The 19,826-nt window shown below is 34.0% G+C and carries 15 protein-coding genes; all 15 read right to left on the bottom strand.

The features are described from left to right. Positions 1 to 7: 7 nt before the first annotated feature. Complete coding sequence (locus T375_RS09710) at positions 8 to 535, bottom strand: hypothetical protein (RefSeq protein ID WP_044937810.1); 528 nt, start codon at positions 533 to 535, stop codon at positions 8 to 10. Positions 536 to 540: 5 nt separating this feature from the next. Then, positions 541 to 2,532 (bottom strand): AAA family ATPase, encoded by a 1,992-nt coding sequence (locus tag T375_RS09705; RefSeq protein WP_044937808.1) that lies wholly within the window; start codon positions 2,530 to 2,532, stop codon positions 541 to 543. Beyond that, positions 2,523 to 2,702 (bottom strand): hypothetical protein, encoded by a 180-nt coding sequence (locus tag T375_RS09700; RefSeq protein WP_044937806.1) that lies wholly within the window; start codon positions 2,700 to 2,702, stop codon positions 2,523 to 2,525. The genes T375_RS09705 and T375_RS09700 overlap by 10 nt, the downstream gene beginning before the upstream one ends. After that, positions 2,692 to 4,905, bottom strand: a complete 2,214-nt coding sequence (locus T375_RS09695; RefSeq protein WP_044937804.1) for a DEAD/DEAH box helicase family protein — start codon at positions 4,903 to 4,905, stop codon at positions 2,692 to 2,694. Before T375_RS09695 ends, T375_RS09700 begins: the two co-directional genes overlap by 11 nt. An 8-nt stretch (positions 4,906 to 4,913) precedes the next feature. Further along, positions 4,914 to 6,053 carry an aminotransferase class V-fold PLP-dependent enzyme gene (locus T375_RS09690; protein WP_044937802.1) on the bottom strand — a complete coding sequence of 380 codons (1,140 nt, stop codon included), beginning with the start codon at positions 6,051 to 6,053 and terminating at the stop codon, positions 4,914 to 4,916. Positions 6,054 to 6,066: 13 nt separating this feature from the next. Beyond that, on the bottom strand, positions 6,067 to 9,648 hold the full coding sequence (locus T375_RS09685) for a hypothetical protein (protein WP_044937800.1): 3,582 nt from the start codon (positions 9,646 to 9,648) through the stop codon (positions 6,067 to 6,069). Between the two features lie 4 nt (positions 9,649 to 9,652). Continuing rightward, positions 9,653 to 10,486: a DUF4007 family protein gene (locus T375_RS09680; RefSeq protein WP_044937798.1), complete on the bottom strand. Its 834-nt coding sequence runs from the start codon at positions 10,484 to 10,486 to the stop codon at positions 9,653 to 9,655. Further along, positions 10,476 to 12,221 (bottom strand): phosphoadenosine phosphosulfate reductase domain-containing protein, encoded by a 1,746-nt coding sequence (locus T375_RS09675; protein ID WP_081822027.1) that lies wholly within the window; start codon positions 12,219 to 12,221, stop codon positions 10,476 to 10,478. The genes T375_RS09680 and T375_RS09675 overlap by 11 nt, the downstream gene beginning before the upstream one ends. A 9-nt stretch (positions 12,222 to 12,230) precedes the next feature. After that, entirely contained in the window at positions 12,231 to 12,449 is a 219-nt protein-coding gene (locus T375_RS09670) for a helix-turn-helix domain-containing protein (RefSeq protein WP_044937795.1), read from the bottom strand. A 157-nt stretch (positions 12,450 to 12,606) separates the two neighbouring features. Further along, positions 12,607 to 13,800: an AbiH family protein gene (locus T375_RS09665; RefSeq protein WP_044937793.1), complete on the bottom strand. Its 1,194-nt coding sequence runs from the start codon at positions 13,798 to 13,800 to the stop codon at positions 12,607 to 12,609. Positions 13,801 to 14,010: 210 nt separating this feature from the next. Continuing rightward, positions 14,011 to 14,337, bottom strand: a complete 327-nt coding sequence (locus T375_RS09660) for a hypothetical protein (RefSeq protein WP_044937791.1) — start codon at positions 14,335 to 14,337, stop codon at positions 14,011 to 14,013. A gap of 154 nt (positions 14,338 to 14,491) precedes the next feature. After that, the gene (locus T375_RS09655) at positions 14,492 to 14,755 is read right to left on the bottom strand and encodes a hypothetical protein (protein WP_044937789.1); all 264 of its coding nucleotides are present in this window, start codon (positions 14,753 to 14,755) and stop codon (positions 14,492 to 14,494) included. An 81-nt stretch (positions 14,756 to 14,836) separates the two neighbouring features. Next, the gene (locus tag T375_RS09650; protein ID WP_044937786.1) at positions 14,837 to 15,826 is read right to left on the bottom strand and encodes a helix-turn-helix transcriptional regulator; all 990 of its coding nucleotides are present in this window, start codon (positions 15,824 to 15,826) and stop codon (positions 14,837 to 14,839) included. 126 nt (positions 15,827 to 15,952) lie between these two features. Further along, positions 15,953 to 18,604, bottom strand: a complete 2,652-nt coding sequence (locus T375_RS09645) for an AAA family ATPase (protein ID WP_044937785.1) — start codon at positions 18,602 to 18,604, stop codon at positions 15,953 to 15,955. Further along, positions 18,601 to 19,746, bottom strand: a complete 1,146-nt coding sequence (locus tag T375_RS09640; protein ID WP_044937783.1) for an exonuclease SbcCD subunit D — start codon at positions 19,744 to 19,746, stop codon at positions 18,601 to 18,603. Before T375_RS09640 ends, T375_RS09645 begins: the two co-directional genes overlap by 4 nt. Positions 19,747 to 19,826: the final 80 nt, after the last annotated feature.

The following is a 19,826-nucleotide window of genomic DNA, read 5'->3' as shown; positions in this document are numbered from 1 at the left end:
TTAATTATTATCGTTTTGCAAGTTTACATAGTTCATCAATACGGTTCGCGTCAATAGTCTGATTGTAACGTTCATCCATATCCTCCATAAAATCATACAGATTACTCATGTAGCCTTCAGCACTACTTGCGTTTCCAATAATCTTTTCATACAAAACATCCACACCACCTAATACATAAGATTCAAATAACTTCTCATCTTCAGCAGCTTCATCTGTATTATAAAGACGAAATGCTTTATCAATACGCCTCTCAAGTTCAGGCTCATAATTTTTATCAAGCAACATAATTAACCTGTAATTGAATGCTAAATCATCTTTATTACCAATCAACTGTTCCGGAAATATCTTAGTCGGCTTCTGGTCACCATCATTATTACTTTCCGCTCTTCTTTGATATAGGAAACCAACTATTGGAGCCATCATATATACATCTAAATTACGCTTAAAAATGGAATTCTTATCATCAAATTTAGCAGTAAGCTTCACCACCTTATCAGCATGTGTGCCCCTAAACGAATACTCTTTATCAAACATGTCATCTACCTCCCAACAAGCTCAGTTTCAAACTCATTGTGCTTTTCAAATTTATAACGAGTACCTACCTTTTTACCCATATGCTCTTCAGCAATTTCACCATCAGTATCCTTTATAAAGATGATTACTTGCTCTGCAACTTTAGGTAAAACGTCACAAACCGTTTGAATTCTAGTCTTATCAAATGCAGATAATGGAGCATCCATAACCAGTGGATATGCTTCCGTTGTAAGCATCGAGTTTTCCTCGTTATTATTCTCTCTAGCCATCTTGATAACGCCAGCAATAAAAGCAAATATAACAGAAATACTCTGAGCAGTAGATGTTTCTACATCTCCTGAATAACCTTCAAAGTCATCAACCATAATCTGAATATTATATTTTTCATCAATAGCAAGAGAAAAACCTCCATTGTAGATATTTTTAAATATCTCATTAACGGTCTTTTCAAGCTGCTCACGAGTCTCCGTCTCTTTTTCTTTATATATCTGTGATAAATACTGATACATATAAGTAGCATACGCTTGGAAACAAGCAATACGCTTATTATTGTCGTCCTTTAAAACAAGTTCGTTTATTTGAGTCTCATAACGCTCTCGCTTCGTTTTTAGTCCACCCTTTTCTTCAATAAGGTTTTCTTTTTCTCTTATAAGCTTCTTTGCTTCTCCATTATAGAAGGTGTATTTTTTCTGTAATTCACCAACATTAAGCATACCTTCAAGCTTTTTATTAATCGTTTCGATATCAGATACTATATCCGCATAATCTGTATCAAAATTGCGTAACTCACTATATTGTGTAGACATAATATCAAATGTATCCGCAGCCGCTCTATTTTTCATCTCACATTCACGAACAAACTGTCCTATCAAAGTGCCGATGCTCTTTGGCGGAATATAATCTAGTACCTTATTCAATTCAACATATGCTGGATTACCGAATTCAATTGGCGCACCACAAATACAAGTTTTTCTCTTAATTAGATATTCAATTGTTCTTGCATGAATATCCGGTATCCCAGTATCTAATTTTTCTGCAGACGCAAGCTCTTCGAGTGCATCATTAATCATCTTTGTTGCCATCCAAGAAGCACCACGACGATTAAACACATCAATCAAACCTGACGTGTTCTTAATTTTACTTGTCTTTAAGCCATTTAATTTGGCATTCAATCGGCTTCTTTCCTGCGCAAGTTTCTCGCTATCCTTGTTTTCTTGAATTTTAATTTCGAATTCTTCAGCCTTTTCCTCCGCAAGAACTCTCTCATCATCGATTTCTGACAATCTATCCTCTATTGCATCAATTCGTGCATCATATTTATCTATTTCTGCACGATACTGTGCAATAGTTGAATCGCTTTTTGAATCATACTGATTTGCATAGCTCTTAATAACGGTGTTTTGAGAACGACCATTTAAATGATCTAATGCTGCAGTAAACGCACTGAGACCTAGCAAGCCTTTTACAGCCTCTGCAAACTCTTGACTCTTTCCTTTACGAATCTCTTTACTCATATTCCCGATTCGCTCACCGTCGAAGAAGAAATATCGAGACAATTCCTTTGGAAGAATTTCTTTCATTCTTAATTCAGTCTCATTATCTCTAACAAATTCCTGCTGTCCGTCTTTTCCTTTATATGCCATCTTAAACACAGGATTATTAGGACGTTTTAATTCGCCAACACTATCTGTTGTATATTTCTGCTCGCGAATCATCGTATAATCAAAATCTGCATGTAAAACAGCTAACTCGACTCGAACAGTAGCCTCATTATTAGGGCCCATTTCTCTAGCAACAGCCTTATTCAGAACAACCTTGTCATCAAAATCTGTATCACCATATAAACACCATGTAAATGCCTGGGCAAGAGTTGTTTTACCCGAACCATTCTCTCCCATGATAATGGTTACATTTTTTTCTGAATCCGTAGAAAACTCAATTGACTGGGTTTCTTTAAATTGACGGAAGTTAGTTAATTTCATTGATTTTAATAACATTCCACTTCCTCCTCAATCATTTTTTTAATCTTGTCTACCATAGCACCTGGACCCAATTCCTTGGTACTAAGATTCCTTTTTTCCTTAACAATAACTCTTTTTATAAGGCGTTGCGCTTTTTCAACATCGATCTCAATTCCATTTACATTTTCTACTTTTTCATTCGCCATAAGAATAAACCTCCTCGAAATCCAAAGCGTAATCTTGAATATTGTACGCTTCCTTAATCTCATCCAATACAGTTATAGCCGAAACCTTATTCATTGCTAATCTTGCAAATTCTTCTGCTCGACATAATTCATTTTTTACAAGACTAAGTTCCCTCTTCATTTGTTCCTCAGTTAGCATAGGGACTTCATCTAATGGCCTAGGCAATGTAATAAAGTCATATATTTCAGCAAACTCTTTTTTCTCAGCCAACCTAAGTACTCGGCCTCGTCTTTGTATGTACTCTTTTGGATTTGTAGTGCTTGCCAGTATAAAAGCTACTTTAATCTTCGGAATGTTTACGCCTTCATCAAGACACTTAATAGCAATTAATGCCTGTAAGTTTTCTCCCTTTGAAAATTCCTGCTTTAGTACTTCCCTTTCTTCAACATCTTCTCTTGATGTAAATTGAGAGACCTTCATATGCATTTGATTTCCAAGTAAATCAGTCACCATATCGATTTGTCTGATATCATCTTCATCAACATCCGTAGAATCTTTGTCAACTTCGAGCACTTTTGTCGCACCGCAATATACCAGCAAATAGTTATCATTCCTATATGGCTGTATATATTCTTTCAATGCATCTATCTTAGCAATAGCTCCCGCAACAACCCGTGCTCTTTTAAGGGCGAGTTTTTTCCCATTCTCTGAGAGTTTAATCTTTCCACTTCTGCCTTTAATTAAACACTTTGCTATCTGTCGGGATAAATCTTCATGTAATTCTCGTTCAGTATCTGACAAAGATACTATCACTGGGTAATACTTATAAGGAGTAAGCTTCTTTTCATCAATCGCACGTTCAAGATCATATTCTATACATTTAGTGCCAAAATAATCATATAAGGCTTGAGTTCCCTCTGGATCGCCATGCCTATCAAGCGTAGCTGATAATGCAAGTCGATAGTTAAATTTTTCTGACATCAATTTTCTTAAATTGTCTGCGCCAAAATTGTGTGCTTCGTCAACAAGTAATAATGCGTTGCCCTTTATCTTATTAATCTGTTCTTGTACATAATCCTTTGAAAATGTTGCATTTGTTGTTACAAAGCAAAAAAACTCTCTTTTCTTCACGTGTAACTTTTGATCACGTACTGCATTTTTTAGTCTATCCTTCCAATCTTTTTGCTTTGAATCCCCATACCCAATTATCGGATTAATATTAAACTTTACAATATCTTCAACCCACTGCTCTACCAAGTGCTGGTATGGACAACAGATAATAACAGCAAGTTTATCATCAACTGCTTCAGACAATCTTGCAACAGCGCCTAACCCTGTAAAAGTTTTTCCAGTACCTGTAGCCATATCAAAGATTCCTTGATAGCCATTTTTTTCCCAATTATCAATAGCCTCTACTTGATAGTTATGTAGGTTGAAACCTTCAGGTAAACGCGCGCCATATATTTCATCCTCAGTTTTTTGATTATCTGTTTCTTCTACTATCTCTAAATCTATTTCTTCTTCTGATATTTCTTCGTAATCCTCTTTTTTTCGCATATATTTATTGCGAATTTCCTCTTTTATTTCTGGAAATTCACATGTTAAGACACCATTTTCGGTTCCATTCCATATAGCTTCGAAAACAGCCTTTTTTTGTTCTATTCTTTCTTTCTCGTCTAGACTCTTCCAAGAGCAAAAAACATCTATCGCCTCATAATTAGCTTCCATCGCAGTAACTGATTCATTCATCGATCCCGAAAAAGCAATATCATTTCCTTCTCCGTCCATGAAAATTCCCATTTTTTCATGGTATATTCCATATTTATTACTTTTCTTTGTAAGAGCAATTCGAATATCCAACCGATTATCTGCAATAAGATTAGCAAGAAGATTCAATCTCTTAGAATACTTATAATTATCTGGATTTTCCAACTCTCTTGATAACGCATTCGCGATTACATCTTCCCTTTTTTTATATCCCTCTTCGATTGCAGTAATATCCTCTTGGCTTAACACTGGAGATGCAATCAGCCTCATATTTCCGCCATTCTTAATAAATGGCAATAGACCAGTCGCAATATTCGCTAAGCCAGAAGAAGAAAAAAAACCAACTGCACGATCATATGTCTTCGACAAACGTAAAATAGGTTTATAAAAATCCTCCGAAACGGAATCATTTGATGTTCGGTATTCATTTTTCAAAGTCAATTCCGTAAAACCCATATTCCCACCTACTCACATAATTCTTCTATTGCTTTTACCAATTCATCTATATCATTCTTCGAATTGTATTTACCAATTCCAATCCTGACTGTACCCGTAAATTTCTTATCATTCAAAAAATCATGAATGAACGGTGCGCAGTGATATCCGGTTCTAACAGCTATATCAAAATCTTCATCCAGAATTACGCCTAAATCTTCTGCTTTATATCCATCTAGATTCAACGATAAGATAGCAATACGCGACTGCTCTACTGGCAAATACATTGTAATCTTCTCATTGTCTGATAAACATGATATCAAATACTCCAGTAACACTTTTTCCGGACATGTTTCCAACTCTATATGAGCCTCCTCAATCGCAACCTTCAGTGCTGCAATTGCAACAATATTAGAGCTTGCCGACTCATATTTATTTGGAGATGCTTTAGGCATTTCTAAATTTAAGGAATCACTCCCTGTACCACCCACAATGTACTCATTTAAAGGAACACTATTTACATCAATAAAACCACCAATACCTAATGGTCCATATAATGCCTTATGCCCTGCAAATGCTACAAAATCCACTTTGCACTTTAGAATATCAATATCAATCAAACCAAGTGCTTGAGCCGTGTCTAAAACTGTTATAGCCTTATACTCTTTTGCTACATTAAAAACGTCTAAATATGGCAGAATATATCCCGTAACATTACTTATCGCTGTACAGCATACACATTTCGGATTTTTAGACGAAAATGCGTATTTTACCTTTTCAATATCAATTTCTAATGTATCCTCTTTTACAGGTAAAAGTTCTATTATTGCTCCCGTTCGTTTACTGATGAGACTTGCCGTTCTTGCAACTGCATTATGTTCATAAGGCGATAAATATATATAGTCTCCTTTTGAAAACTCAATTCCATTCAGAACTTCATTTAATGCAATAGTTATGGATGCCGTAAATACAACACTTTCATTTCCTCTACCATGTACTAATTTAAGAAGAGCTTTTTTTGTATCATCTATGAGTTTTGAGCATTCTTTTGCAACTTTGTAAGATCCTCTTCCAGCATTAAACGCCAAATTTCTATTAGCATTATCCAGCGCCTGGTATACTGCTTCAGATTTAGGATAAGTTGTTGCAGCATTATCAAGATAAATCATTGATAGACATCTCCTATCTTAATTGCTTTTCAATCATTTCAAGCAATATTGCCACTTTTTCATTTACAGTTAAATCATTAAAGTCTTCCAATGTATCAGATAAGATATTCTTCATTATTGCGCCTGTTCCTTCAGAGACAGGTTCGTAATAACACTTAATTTCTTCACCGTTTTTACTAATAAACTTCAATTCACAATTTCCGTCATTTTTCGCAGAATCATCAAGCGTTTCTATCTCATCTTTTATTAATTTTAATTCGTCAATATATTTTTCCAATGACGCATCATTCCATGTGTCAATATACATTTCTGTTACTGCATGTATGACTTTTTTTACTATTTCCGAATCATCAAAAGCCTGATTTTCTTCGATACAACGCATAAACGCAGTAATTTTATTTGAATGTAATCCTTGCTTAGCAAAATCACTTTGTCTCTGATACCACTCTTGCAGAGTATGATTCAGATTCTGTTTAGCCTTATCATCAAAAACTAAAATTGATTGACGAGCCGCCTCTCCAGTAATCCACTCAAGATATCCGTTTAAGTACATTTTCATAGCAGATACATATTTGACTATCTTTTTATAATTTGTTGTACCAAATATCTTTGGCAAATCTATGAAGAGTATTTCATATGGATTTGCTTCAACATTTTGAAGAAGATTCTTAACCTTAGGAATTGATTTTAATATCAATTCATCATTAACATATATATTTTGGTCCTTAATATTCTTCGTAGCTTGTGGCAATGCTCTAAACCAACGTTGCATTCCAACAACAAGATTCTCTATTCTTGAATCCGATTTGCGGCTCTTTTCTTGAACCACAAATAGCTTGGTTAAATCAGATATATATGCTTCCTTTTTAATATCCTCCAGGGAAATGAAAATACTATAATCATCTGGCGTCTCGCACATATTCAATATAATATCCGAATTTAAAGGAACTTCTTTATCCCCAAAATAGATAACAATATCTTCATTTCTTTCCGCAAGAAAGTACGCTAAATAAAGAGGAATCACAGCCCCTCTCATTGCTATAGGTGCTGTAGTCAGCCTCTTTATCAGCTCGCTAACGCTTTTTTTATTATCTCCAGCTTCAGATATGAAGTTTCTAAAAATATAAACAACTGGTTCTACTTTATCCGCATACTTGCCATCTCTGATGCCAGTTCCTGCAAATACTGCACGATATATTGTCGCTTCTGCACTTGTACCAGTCATGTATTTATCTGTGTCTTCACCATTAATTAAATCTTCGATTATGGTTTTTCTAGCTTTTTTAATCTGAGGCGTAGACAAAGCTTCCCTATTAATTAATTCATGATTGATTCTAATAGAGTCCGGATAAACGGAAAATGCAACAGCATCTGCCACAGAAGAAAGGCTCTTTTCTGATTCAACATGAAGTTTTCCTTTTTCAAAATAGTATACTTTTCTTCCACTTTGTGGGCCAAAGCAATTGTTTAAAAATATAAGAATCTCTTTTTCAAGATCTTCCTGAATTACCGGTATTTCTTTTTCAAGTACTTCAAAACCATCTCGTCTAAAAAATTCAGGATCACCTTTGATATCTTGAAGAACTTCATATTCCTGCACTTGATCAGACAATTCAAAAGACTTATTTCCAAGTAAAACTATAAGATTCTGAACACTGGCATTCTTTACCTTACGCTCTATCTGACCCGCATAATCTTCGTCATTTTCCGCATATAATGCAACAATTTTTCCATCACAAAAAGCCCCGTCGCTAGTTATAACGGAGAGGTCATTTATTGAGAGGAATGTTTCCACATCCATATACTCATAACGGAAATATCTTGTCATGGCATAGCTGTAATTATATCTCTTTGGCAAGATATACTGTGTTTCTGAAATATCTGAGAAAACTCTATTTGAGTTCGGCTTACTTGCTCTTAAATCTTTTCTCTTCTTAATTTCAGTTTTTAGCTCTGATGTCGCTCTTGTCTTAAATACATAACAATTAGTTGAACCTTTTTTATAAATCAATCCATTTGCTTCAAGTGCACTAACCGTTCCTTCAATATCTGGAACCCCGGAAGCCAAACGTAAGCTATCAATATCAGCAGGAAGTTCATCTGGCTTGTTAACTATGTTTATAACAGCAAGAGTCTTAATCAATTGTCTTTTATGTCTATCACTGACTTGCGCCAAAGCATATTCCGCATTTAACCATTCATTATGAATAAACTCATTAGAAATATCCTTCTTAAACATGTTTTTAAAGTAGTCGTAAATAAGGTCAGCATTAATAATCCATTCTTTTCCAGGTTTAGAAGACAGAACATACTTCGCCATACTATGCTGTTCTTCTTTGGAAATGAATGTAAATAATGTTCTCTCATTCTGGGCAACTTTTTCACTTATATTAAGCAAAAGATATGCACTGGTTGGTGTTAATGGATAGCATCCATCCATAACAGTTTTATTGAAATCTTCTTTTGTAAATGTAGAAGAAAATGGTAATAACCCAAAGAAGTCCTTTGCCCTTTCTGCATTTACATACTTTTGGTATTGTCTTTCTTTTCTAATTTCATCTTTCTTGAATATTGCACTCTCAATAAGCTCATAATTATTCTTTGTAGAAGTTACAAAGAATACTTCTTTTATTCTTCCTTCAATACCAGTAAAAGAATTGATAATATCCGAAGATAAATACTTACCATATTCTTTGATGCTTTTATGCGCAATCATTGTAAAAAATGTTTTTGTACTTTTAGATGAATTTGCCAACTCACAAACATCCTGTATCAGTTTCATGTTATTACCAGAGTGCGCTTTGTCTTGACCTTCTATAAATTTACTAAACTCATCAAATACAACATAAAGACCCGAATAACCTTTTGTCTCAACAAGCTTATCTGCAATATTTTTATACATTGGTAAAACTTCGGCATTAACAAGCGGATTAAAAATTCCGCCTGATGTTAAATCAGGATAAATATCCTTAAAAACTTCAAGAGCATCTGCATCACAATTCATTAGCTGCATATGCATATTACGCTCGGAGATTTTTCGCTCTTTTAAAGCTGAAATGTATTTTTCATATGTATCTGGATAATCACTTTTCCATCTATCAATCGTTGCTATTGCATGTGTATAATACGTTTCTGGCGTAAGTTCAGTTAAGCCCTCTCTTCTCAATGCATCGTTTAGCCCAACCATAAACGCTTGATTAAGATCCCCCTGTGTACTCATTATAAGAACTGGAAGGAATCGAGTTTTAGTCTTTATAATTGTGTCTATCTTCTTAGCCGTTTCTATATCTGTTTTCGCAACTCGTTTTGACAATCCTTGTAACAATGCAACATTGTCCTTATCATTCTTATCCATCGAAAGAATTGCTAGCATAAGAAGTAATAAGTGAGATTTTCCTTTTCCATAAGGGCCCACTAATAATGTTGCATGCTGTCTGTTATTTTCAACGGCAGATAAATACTGTGTTAAAATGTCTACAGATGATTTTGTAGGCAAATAACTATTTATTTTTTCCTGTTTATTTAAATCTAAATAAAGATTCACTGAATCCCTAAAATCGCTATTAAAGCTGATGTAATCATTCATATTTGGCATATTTTTACCTGCCTTTATAGTATTCTTCTATAACTTTTTCAGACTCTATCATTTCATCTGGGTATATCAAATCCAACCCCGCTGTTCTATCCACTCTTATATATCCAGCAGAATCCAATCGGTCTAAAATATTATTCACCGTAACTCGATTTAATTGATAAATATGTTTAGCCGTATCAGCTATAACATCAATACTTATTGATTTCTTCCCATTCAACAAGCTAGATAACTCATATAGAATTATATAGTCACTAAATTTTCTCAAATCAGGTTGTTGTCGAACATAACGATTTCCATCCTTCTTTATTAATCCAAGTTCAACCAAAGGACATACATTTTTATCTTCTGGATCTTCATCTTTTTTTTCACGACTATACATATTCAATAAAACATCTATGTCATCAGCCAAAGACTTATCCGGAAATTCCTTATCTGCAAGCAACAATAATTCTCTTTTAACCGGTTCGAATATTTCTTCTTTTGAAAAATCCTCAGCATCAACATTATTAAAAAAAACGTACCACGTAGTTGCTCTATCACTATTTTTTGCGATACGTGAATGCAGTAACCATAACGTAAAATCATCTTCAAGATACAAATCATTATCAAGAATGATTTCGCCAAACTTGTTTAGCCTTACTCCAGTTCTATTATCTTCATCAAGTAAGTCAAACGCCTGCATCCAATATCTTATTGACTTGACCATATTAGTTCCCACACCAAGCTTATCAGCGCCATCATTTCCCGAAAAAAGATGATCATCTTCGGATACACCTCTAATTCCTTTAGTGAGCCAACCTTCTCGTAGAACAAACTTCTCATGTCCTTTAATCTTCATCTAAATTTCCTCTCTTAATGCACAGAACCTTTCTCATATAACATCCCGCTGTAAAATGATCCACACAATGCCCGCATCTCACGCACTTTTCATCATCGATTTGATAAACAAGATCCTGCTCGTCATCTTCTCTTTCAAATGTGTGCACTGTAATAGCATTATGTTTACAAACACTCGCACATGCTTTGCAACCGAGACACATCTGATATTTAGTCAACTGACATTTAATTTTTCCTTCTGCAGCCGCTAAATTATTTGCTCTAGCTATATTTGTCTTCTTAATAGTTACTTTTAACCGATTTGTACCTATGCGTCCTTGTAATACAAGAACCACTTCACCATTAGCATCAAGCACATATACTTCTCCGAGGCGTTTATTTCCTAATTCTTTATTTATGTATCCAAATGGTTTAAATAACTCGTACAAATCATCCGTAATAAGATTTTGCAATTCATAATTGAATGCATTATCTTCAGTGGCACAAGGTTCGAATTTTATAATCGAAGTATTAGCTATTTCTAATCCTTGCCCCCCTTGACGTGCCTTCCACGCTCCCGAATCTACATACTCTTCTGCATCAGGTTTTCCTACTTTCTTAGCAAAGCCAACTAGCATGTTTCTCCAGTGTTCATACTTATCAAACATATGAACTTTAGACAAAAACTCAGACCATGCGCCATTATTAGGACAACACCAACACCCCACTCTTGAATATCCCAGCTTATAAGCCTCGTTAAAATCGATTCCAGTAGTTAAAATGTATAACCATATATCAAAATCAATCCATTCAATTATTGGAGAAACAACTGTCTGCTTCGTAATCTTTGGGCTTTCACTTTCCCTATCATATTTACTTCTAGATGCCGACTCACTTTTTCTAATACCGTAAAATGTAAGGATATTCGTTTTATCGCCAAAAACTTGCTCCAGTTTTTTCGTTATTGCGCCTGTTTTAAAAACTGTACAACACCATCTCATAACGCGACTAGGAGGTCCTACCGTTTCACACAAGTCTTCAAAATTCTTTTCATAATTTTTAGCACGAAGCACCCTATGTGATTCCGCAAACCGACATCGATAGGCCTCAGTTGACTCAAACTCTAAAGTCGTGTCTCCATAAATATGAGTAACTCTATTTGTTGAATAAGCTTTTGTAACCAAATCTGAAGTTACCGTTGAATCTTTTCCTCCACTAAAAGAAACAAACATATCATCCAATGAATATTCATCTTGAAAGCTCTGAATATAATTTATTGCCTCATCTGTAATTGCAAAATATCGATCTTTGTTAACCTCAACAAATCTTTGAACCATACTATCAATGTATGTTCTATTAATATCAGGCAATAGTTTTTCATATTTCTCTTTTATTATCTTAATTTCAGAAAGGGGCAGAGCATTAACTTCTTTAATAACTAACTCTTTTTTTACCCCGTCTATGAAATATCCGCTGCTACTATTCCATACTGAATGGTTATCCAATTCCAACGGATTCTCATATCCCCATAAAATACCTAATAAGAGTTTTTCCTCAGGAAAAACAGGTCGCAAATCTGTTGCAACATACTTGCATTTTGAATGACAATATGAACATTCCGGTTCAAAGGAAGGAACATTGCATTCATCGCACCAATATATCGTAGTGTAAACTATTGGCCGCGCGTAACATCCTGGTTTTGAACACTTCTCACCATACACAGGCACATTATGTACTGGACAAATCTTTTCTAACATATAATTCTCTTAGCGATTACTATCGCAATCCTTTTCTATTTCTACTACATCCTCAATTTGACAGTCTAAAATCTCACAGATTCTTTCAATTGTTGTAAGGGTAACTGCCTCGCCATTTGTCATTTTAGCCATAGTACTACTGCTAATACGAGCTTTTTGACGCAATTCAGTCTTATTCATTCCTTTATCAATCAATGTCTTCCATAATTTTTTATACGAAACCGCCATATAGAATCCTCTAAACGCCCTTTTTATTAGGGCAAAACGTTAAAAAGTACCAACATTAAATGTATCATAGGACAACCCTTTTGTAAACTAAATGTTCGATTTTTCAAACATTCAATAAAGTGATTTGAATCTCTAACCCAAGACCTCCAGTTCTTCTTTATTTATTTGAGTCTTTATAATATTCTCTCGCACATATTATAGTTGTGTCATCATTAATAGAAAGGTTTTTTATATCAATAAAATTCAATTTAACACCATTTTCATTGCAATGAAGATAATCTCTGATTTTATCATGACCAAAAATATTTATAAGATTTCCCATTGCAGATTTATAGCCGCTAAAACCATAACAATAAACATTAATCTTATCAGCTTTTTCTATATAACTTCGAAAAATCGAAGAATCATTCTTATCTAGAGAGCAACCAATAAATGAAACTGTTAAGGATTCATAATGATTTGCATCAGTTATAGAAGCAAAATCATCCGATTCTGTTAAATAATCCAAATATGAGCAATCTCCCACTTTAAATAATCTCTGAAATCTTTTACTAAAATTAACAAAGTCGCTATCATCATCATCAATTAAATCAGTACCGAAAACTATATTCTTATAAAATGTTGAACCATGAATATGTGAGCAACTTGAATCTGATATTTTTTCAAAATAGTTACGTTCTGTACTTGTATAATTAAATGAAATAATTCTATTAGGATTAATATCATTAATCCACTTGTATTTTTCTATATTACGTCTCTCAACAAATTCTTTTAAATATAACGTAAATGCAGTGATAAAATCATCTAAATCATCTTCCATTTTTTTTATAATTTTCGCTTTTAGAATCCCATAATTTGCATCAAAATAAGAATTTCTAATTAAAAATGAATATTCATCCCTTTCATCAAAAAACTCCGGCCACAACAACATCATCGCCCGCTCTTTATAAGAATCAAATGATATTGATGCCTCCCAATCATCTTCTGTACACCAAACCATTCTTACATCTTTACAAAAAACTTCTTTCATTAATTTGATTGCAGGAAGCATTTCATTTTCGAAATCAATCCACCCCTGAATATCAGCATTACAGTTAGCATAGTAATTAGCCCAAGAATTATCTTTTAATAGCTCATAAATCTTATGAGCAGATGAGCCTTCAATCGATTCGTCTAAAAATATCTCATCAAAAATGTGACTATCATTATCTTGTGTATTCTTATTATCTATAAAACGTGAAATAGCATTATTAAACTCAGTTATATTTTGAAGTATCAATAAAAAATCTTTATAAGAAGTTTTCAATCCATGGTATAAATCAAAACCATTTCCAAGAAATAAGACATGCATAATAAAATAAATCCTCCCAACACAATTTATACAAAACAGTATATCATAACATCGTATTCCCTATTATGTTCAGATTCTACATTTATTGATAAAATTTCTAGAAATCTCCATCCATCACACACTCACTATAATAAGGACACACTAAACAATTTTTTCCACATCCTCTTTTATAAATTCTCCGTTTTCTCTGTAACCAAAAAATCAATCTCTTCATGAACATCCTTCTCCCCCTTTTGTGCTATAGCGCATTTCATATAGCTTATAATCACAACGATTCAAGATTATCGTCTCTTCCACCGGGTCTCCCATGGTCCAATAATAATCACCATCATAATAAAAATAGATATGTTCATATCCTCCAAACAAAGCTGGAAAACCAAAATTCCGTATATACGTTACAATTTCAGGAAATTCCAACATATCGTTTTTATCTAGCTTGTCCTTAACTATATACTCATGCGGTGCTCTATCAGCATATGTTTTTGCAAATATCCAGTCTTGTCTATTTATAAATTCAGCAAAATCTTTTTTCTCCATAGTTAAACCTCATAATCCTAGTATCTTACTAATATCACTATATCAAAGCATGCCGCGGTTTATAGGACAGCTCAGGCCCGCTATTTTACTGACTTTTCACAGTAAACTCGTCTAAAAAAAGCAGCTCATCGCTGCTTTTAATCTAAACTATATTTTAGGCTTCAAACTTAAATTCAAACCCATTTCTTTTAATGTCATCAACTATTCCCGCATTCATCCTACGCTCTTGTTCATCTATCATTATATCAACCAATTCTTGTTGATCCTCTGTTAAACAATCATAGCGCTTGTCCATCATTGCACATATTAAGTCATCTAAAATAGATTCCTCCATACAATCCATAGCAACCATTTGCATCAAAGTAAAATGATTTCCAGCTGCAAATAAATCCTCTCGGCTACATACTATTCTATCCATTCACGTACCTCTATTCGCGAGATAGTACCATGAAGCGGTGTTTAAACCGTTAATAATCCATGAACAATCTATATATGATGATTAGTAGTTAGAAAGAAAAGCTTCCGCTTCAGCATGCATTTTTTCAACAACTGCTTCTGGACCAGTAACCTTTACATCACTGCCTAATCCAAATATCCACCCAAAGAACTGCGAACTAATAGCAACATCAACCGCTATCATGCTTCTATTGTTTCCAGCCGGTCTTATAGCTATATCCTTGCCAAATCTATCAATAAAGATTCCCACCTTATCGTTAGGAAATTCAATATGTACCTTTTTAATTTCACCACCAAACATTGAAAAGTTCTCAAGGGCATATGTAGTCATATCAAAATTTTTAAAATGTTCCTCCCCATCTCGCTTTTTGTCAACAACGGAAAGCTTCATCATCTTATCTACACGATAATGCTTTACCTTACCAGCCTCTGAATCATAAGCTACTAGATAATAATTTTCATTAGCCCAAGTAAGAGACCATGGACTAACTTTATACTTTGCACCATTCTTACGAGGTACTAGCTTTTTTTCTAATGACCAATCACAATAAATAAACTCAATCTGCTTATTATCAGCAATTGCAGTATGCAATGAATCTACCGTGTAGTAAGTACTCTCATTCATTGTTTTAATACGGTCATTAACGTACACCTGACGTTGCAACTTGCTCGCTTCATACCTACTAACGTAACTTTTCATTTTATCTATTAATTCTTTAGACTTGTGCTGAGAAATGAATTTGGAAGATTGAATAGCATCGATTAAAAGTTTCACTTCAGCCAATTCAAACTTTCGCTGACCAACATGATAATAAGTCTCGCGCCCTACCTGTTCCTTTATTACCTCTATTCCCAGATATTCATTCATGCAGAAAAAATCATCATAAAGACTCTTTCGCTCTGAAGTTATATCATATTTACGAAGCTTATCCATAATTTGCTGAAGAGTAAGCCAATGCTCATCGTCAGTCTCTTCCTGCATTATCTTACAAAGATAGCTTAACTTTAACTTCTGATTTGACCCTTTAGACATAAATAATCCCTCCTGGATAATACTCACATTAATTTGAGTATACCACAGGAGGGATATTTATTGGTCTAAATTATAATAACATTCAAACTAATTATATTACCTGTAATCTTTTATTATAATCCGTTACTAACCTATAGTCTGAATTATATGACTTCCTCTACTACTTTCTTCAACTTTAAGCTTTGTAGGTATTCTATCTTGAAGTAGCTGAACATGTGATATGATTCCTACAAGACCATTTGCTTCCTGAATACTATTAAGTACGTTCATAGCATCACCTATCGAATCCTCATCTAATGAGCCAAAACCTTCATCTATAAATAGTGCCTCAATCTTAATACCACTTTTTTGAGCCACGGTAGACATTCCTATCGAAAGGGCTAATGAAGCCAAAAACTTTTCGCCTCCTGATAAAGTACTTACAAATCTACCCTCATGGTCCTCACTATTCTTATCGAAAACTTTAAGATCAAGACCTCTTTTATTTGTACCCTGAGCTTTTTCATCGGATCTATACAAACGATATCTACCACCATGAACCATTTCTAACATTTTATTAGCGGCTGCCACAACAGATGAAAACATTATACCCAAAACATATCGCTGTAATCCTGTACCTGTATCACCTCTAAGTTTTTTAGCAAAAACAAAATCCTCCTCAGCTTCACGAATCTTCGCTTCGATACCTTTCCCTTCTGCTTCAAGCATCTTGTATTTTTTAGTCAATCGCTCAATATCAGAATTTAGAACTGCTCTTTTTTCTTTATAATTCGTCTTAGAATCATTCAACTCTTCAAGAACTCTTTCACACTCCGCCTCATTAGGTACTTCTTTTCCTTTTAGTTCTTTTGAGATATCCTTAAGATTATCTTTAGCTGCCTTAAGGTTTGTATCATAATCCGTAATTTTCTGCTTAATTTTTGATAATGTTTCCTCATCTAGTAAAACAGCCTCAACCTCATCAACTGATTCGAATCTATTAGCTATCAATCCTTCTTCGACAGCCTTTTGTGCACTATCGTAAATCACTTGAGCTTTTTGTGTTTCTTCGGTAGCTGGTTCAATCTTGGCATTAGCATCCATATAATCATTATTCGCCTTCTGTTTCTTCTCTTCTAACTGTTTTTTTTGCTCCTCAAACAAGCAAATATCTTCATCCAATTGCACTATTGACTTATTTAATTCGCTCAAATCTGATATTCCATCAATAAGATTCTTCTTTATATCATCAACCCTAGATTCTAGCACAGCTACATCTTTGTGCCTTTCACCTACCACCTTAAGTTTTGAATCATATTCTTTCTTTGCATTCTCATGTTTGTAAGTTGCGTCCTGCAATTCACTATACTTTAGGTCAACTTCATTCTTTTTTTCGTCTACCATCTCTTTTGTAACACTATTATCTGCTTTAACAGCTTTTTGAGGATGTATGGTACTTCCGCATACTGGGCAAGGCTTTCCCTTCTCCAATTTTTCTGCAAGTTCTCCTGTAATGCCGGCCAAATATTTTTCTAGCATCATCGAGTGAGATTCATTAAGTTCAATATATTGATTTCGAATCTTGATAATCTTTTCTGAAAGAGAGTCTAATATTGTCTTTTTTTCTCTCTCTTCATCCATAGCCTTCTTTTCTTCAAGCTTCATAGCGTTCAGCTCGTCTATTGCAGACTCTATGCCTTCATACTCTGAACGCTTATTCTCATAGCTTATCTTTAATGATTTTTTTAATTCAAGTTCCTTTTCCTGTTTAAGATGTTCCCGCAATTCAAGCTCTACATTATCAGCATTCTTTTTTGCTTCAAGTGCATTATTTCTAACAGACTTTTCATTATTCTTCCTATTGTTTAACTCTTGAGAAGTTTTATTTTCAACTTCAATTAATACTCTAACTTTTTCCGCTCTATTTGCATCTTGAATTTGCTTTTCCCATTCTTTTCTATCACTGGATTGAGATTTAAGAATTTCTATTCTATTTTCTGCCTTATGTAAATCTCCAAATCGCTTTGCTAAAATCAAAGCATCTTGTTTTTCCTTAATTAATTTATCATAATCAGTAACCTTATATTCTTCATCGATTTCCAATAGTTCTTTTTCCTTATGAGAAATCACCAAGGATAAATCGTATATAGTTTCACAATGTTCTTCCTTTAAACTATTACCTATTTTTTCTTTTATCCCCTTCAGGTTTTCTCTTCGTTCAACAATAGAATTGTATAATTGTTCTGCTATCAATTGCCATTTTTCTTCACCAAAGATACTAGTAAGTATTTTTTCCTTTTCATCAGAATTTGATGTAAGTAGCTTTTCGAACTGACCCTGAGGCAATACAATGACCTGTCTAAACTGCTCGTATTCAAGCCCTATTATCTCCACTGCCTTTTCATTTAATGCTTTTTCTTTAGCATTTTCTAGCATAGTTCTCCATATTCCATCTTCATCTTTCTTCATAAGGCTGTATGCTGGAGATAGATTTTTTCTCTTTCTTTCAAGTCTACGCTCAAAAAGATATATATCACCATGAATTTCGAATTCAAATTTGACATACGTTGTTTTGTCAAATTCTGCATTCGTACAACGCATAGCTTCAAAATCATCTCTTCCATGACCACTGCTTTTCCCGTAAAGAGCAAAGGTCATAGCATCCAATATCATAGTTTTTCCCATTCCTGTTTTACCACAAATAAGAAATAAACCTTTTTCAGATATATCTTTGAAATCAACTATTTCATGTCCTGCGTATGGTCCAAAAGCCTGGAACTCTATTTTTAAAGGCCTCATGCTTCGGTCACCTCCTTTTCATATCTATTTAGAGCCTGCTTGAAAAGACTAATCATGTGTTCACTAGGCGATTCTTCAAAAATATCCTGACAATATCTTTTAAATACTGATTCAGGGTCAGTATCAGCATTTTCAAATTCTTCAATCGTCATAGTTATTTTTCCATCCTCACGATCAAATCCTTTACTTGATATTTCTAAAAGATTTCTGTATTTTTCTCTGAAAGCTGCTATTGAATCCATACCAACATAACAATCTGTAACCTCTAATCTAACATAACCATTTAATACATCTTCTGGGTAATCTGCGTTCATTAATTCATCATATGTGCCAGAAAGGGTTACTCTTTTGTGCAGCTGCGGAACAGAAATTATCTTCTGTTCCCACGTATCTGAATCAATAATTGTTACACTTTTATCTTGTTTTTCTTCTTTACCAAACGAATAAACCATTGGTGTACCACTATATCTAATATTTTTATTAATCTGCTGTGGTCCGTGAAGATGTCCTAACGCAACATAATCAAAACCATCAAATAAATATGATCCTACCATTGTAGCTTTCCCAACTTCCGCAGCCCTGTCACTTACCGAGGTTTCTGCATTAACAATAAAAGCATGCGATACTAAAATATTTTTATGTCCTGGAACAAAGTGTGCTCTATAGTCATCTAAAACTATTTTATATGCATCCTCCATTGAATTAATGTTTTCTGCTTCACTTACATATATTGACTTCACTTTATCTGTGGAAATCCAAGGAAGCATATATATATCAACATTACCATTATTAACGACAAAAGGCTTTGATTCTAATGCTCCTGCTATATATAATCCACTCTTTTTAAGCAGCTCGCTACATTGAGATATTCTTTCTGCGCCATCATGATTGCCAGCTATTGCATATACGGGGATATTTAATGCTCCGCAAATATATGTCATCACCTCATCATAAATTTGCAACGCTTCTTGTGACGCAATACTCTTATCAAAAATATCACCGGCCAAAAGTATTCCATCGACTCTCTCATCCACAGCGATTTTACATATTTTGTCTATAACAAATTTCTGGTCAAGTCCGTATGAGATACCACCTCTAAAAGTCATCCCTAAATGCCAGTCCGAAGTATGTAATAATTTCATTTTTTCCCCTTTCCTACCACTTTTAATATATTCACTTTATTTAGGTATATTTGTAGAAATTCATATATATATGTAATACA

Source organism: Pseudobutyrivibrio sp. LB2011 (assembly GCF_000701765.1).
Taxonomy (GTDB): domain Bacteria; phylum Bacillota; class Clostridia; order Lachnospirales; family Lachnospiraceae; genus Pseudobutyrivibrio; species Pseudobutyrivibrio ruminis.
Note: the sequence above shows the minus strand (reverse complement) of the source record. Positions and strands in the feature narration are given on the sequence as shown.

Coding starts and splice junctions, on each gene's coding strand:
- T375_RS09710 (WP_044937810.1), bottom strand. CDS start 535: ATGTTTGATAAAGAGTATTCGTTTAGGGGCACACATGCTGATAAGGTG.
- T375_RS09705 (WP_044937808.1), bottom strand. CDS start 2,532: ATGTTATTAAAATCAATGAAATTAACTAACTTCCGTCAATTTAAAGAA.
- T375_RS09700 (WP_044937806.1), bottom strand. CDS start 2,702: ATGGCGAATGAAAAAGTAGAAAATGTAAATGGAATTGAGATCGATGTT.
- T375_RS09695 (WP_044937804.1), bottom strand. CDS start 4,905: ATGGGTTTTACGGAATTGACTTTGAAAAATGAATACCGAACATCAAAT.
- T375_RS09690 (WP_044937802.1), bottom strand. CDS start 6,053: ATGATTTATCTTGATAATGCTGCAACAACTTATCCTAAATCTGAAGCA.
- T375_RS09685 (WP_044937800.1), bottom strand. CDS start 9,648: ATGCCAAATATGAATGATTACATCAGCTTTAATAGCGATTTTAGGGAT.
- T375_RS09680 (WP_044937798.1), bottom strand. CDS start 10,486: ATGAAGATTAAAGGACATGAGAAGTTTGTTCTACGAGAAGGTTGGCTC.
- T375_RS09675 (WP_081822027.1), bottom strand. CDS start 12,221: ATGTTAGAAAAGATTTGTCCAGTACATAATGTGCCTGTGTATGGTGAG.
- T375_RS09670 (WP_044937795.1), bottom strand. CDS start 12,449: ATGGCGGTTTCGTATAAAAAATTATGGAAGACATTGATTGATAAAGGA.
- T375_RS09665 (WP_044937793.1), bottom strand. CDS start 13,800: ATGCATGTCTTATTTCTTGGAAATGGTTTTGATTTATACCATGGATTG.
- T375_RS09660 (WP_044937791.1), bottom strand. CDS start 14,337: ATGGAGAAAAAAGATTTTGCTGAATTTATAAATAGACAAGACTGGATA.
- T375_RS09655 (WP_044937789.1), bottom strand. CDS start 14,755: ATGGATAGAATAGTATGTAGCCGAGAGGATTTATTTGCAGCTGGAAAT.
- T375_RS09650 (WP_044937786.1), bottom strand. CDS start 15,826: ATGTCTAAAGGGTCAAATCAGAAGTTAAAGTTAAGCTATCTTTGTAAG.
- T375_RS09645 (WP_044937785.1), bottom strand. CDS start 18,604: ATGAGGCCTTTAAAAATAGAGTTCCAGGCTTTTGGACCATACGCAGGA.
- T375_RS09640 (WP_044937783.1), bottom strand. CDS start 19,746: ATGAAATTATTACATACTTCGGACTGGCATTTAGGGATGACTTTTAGA.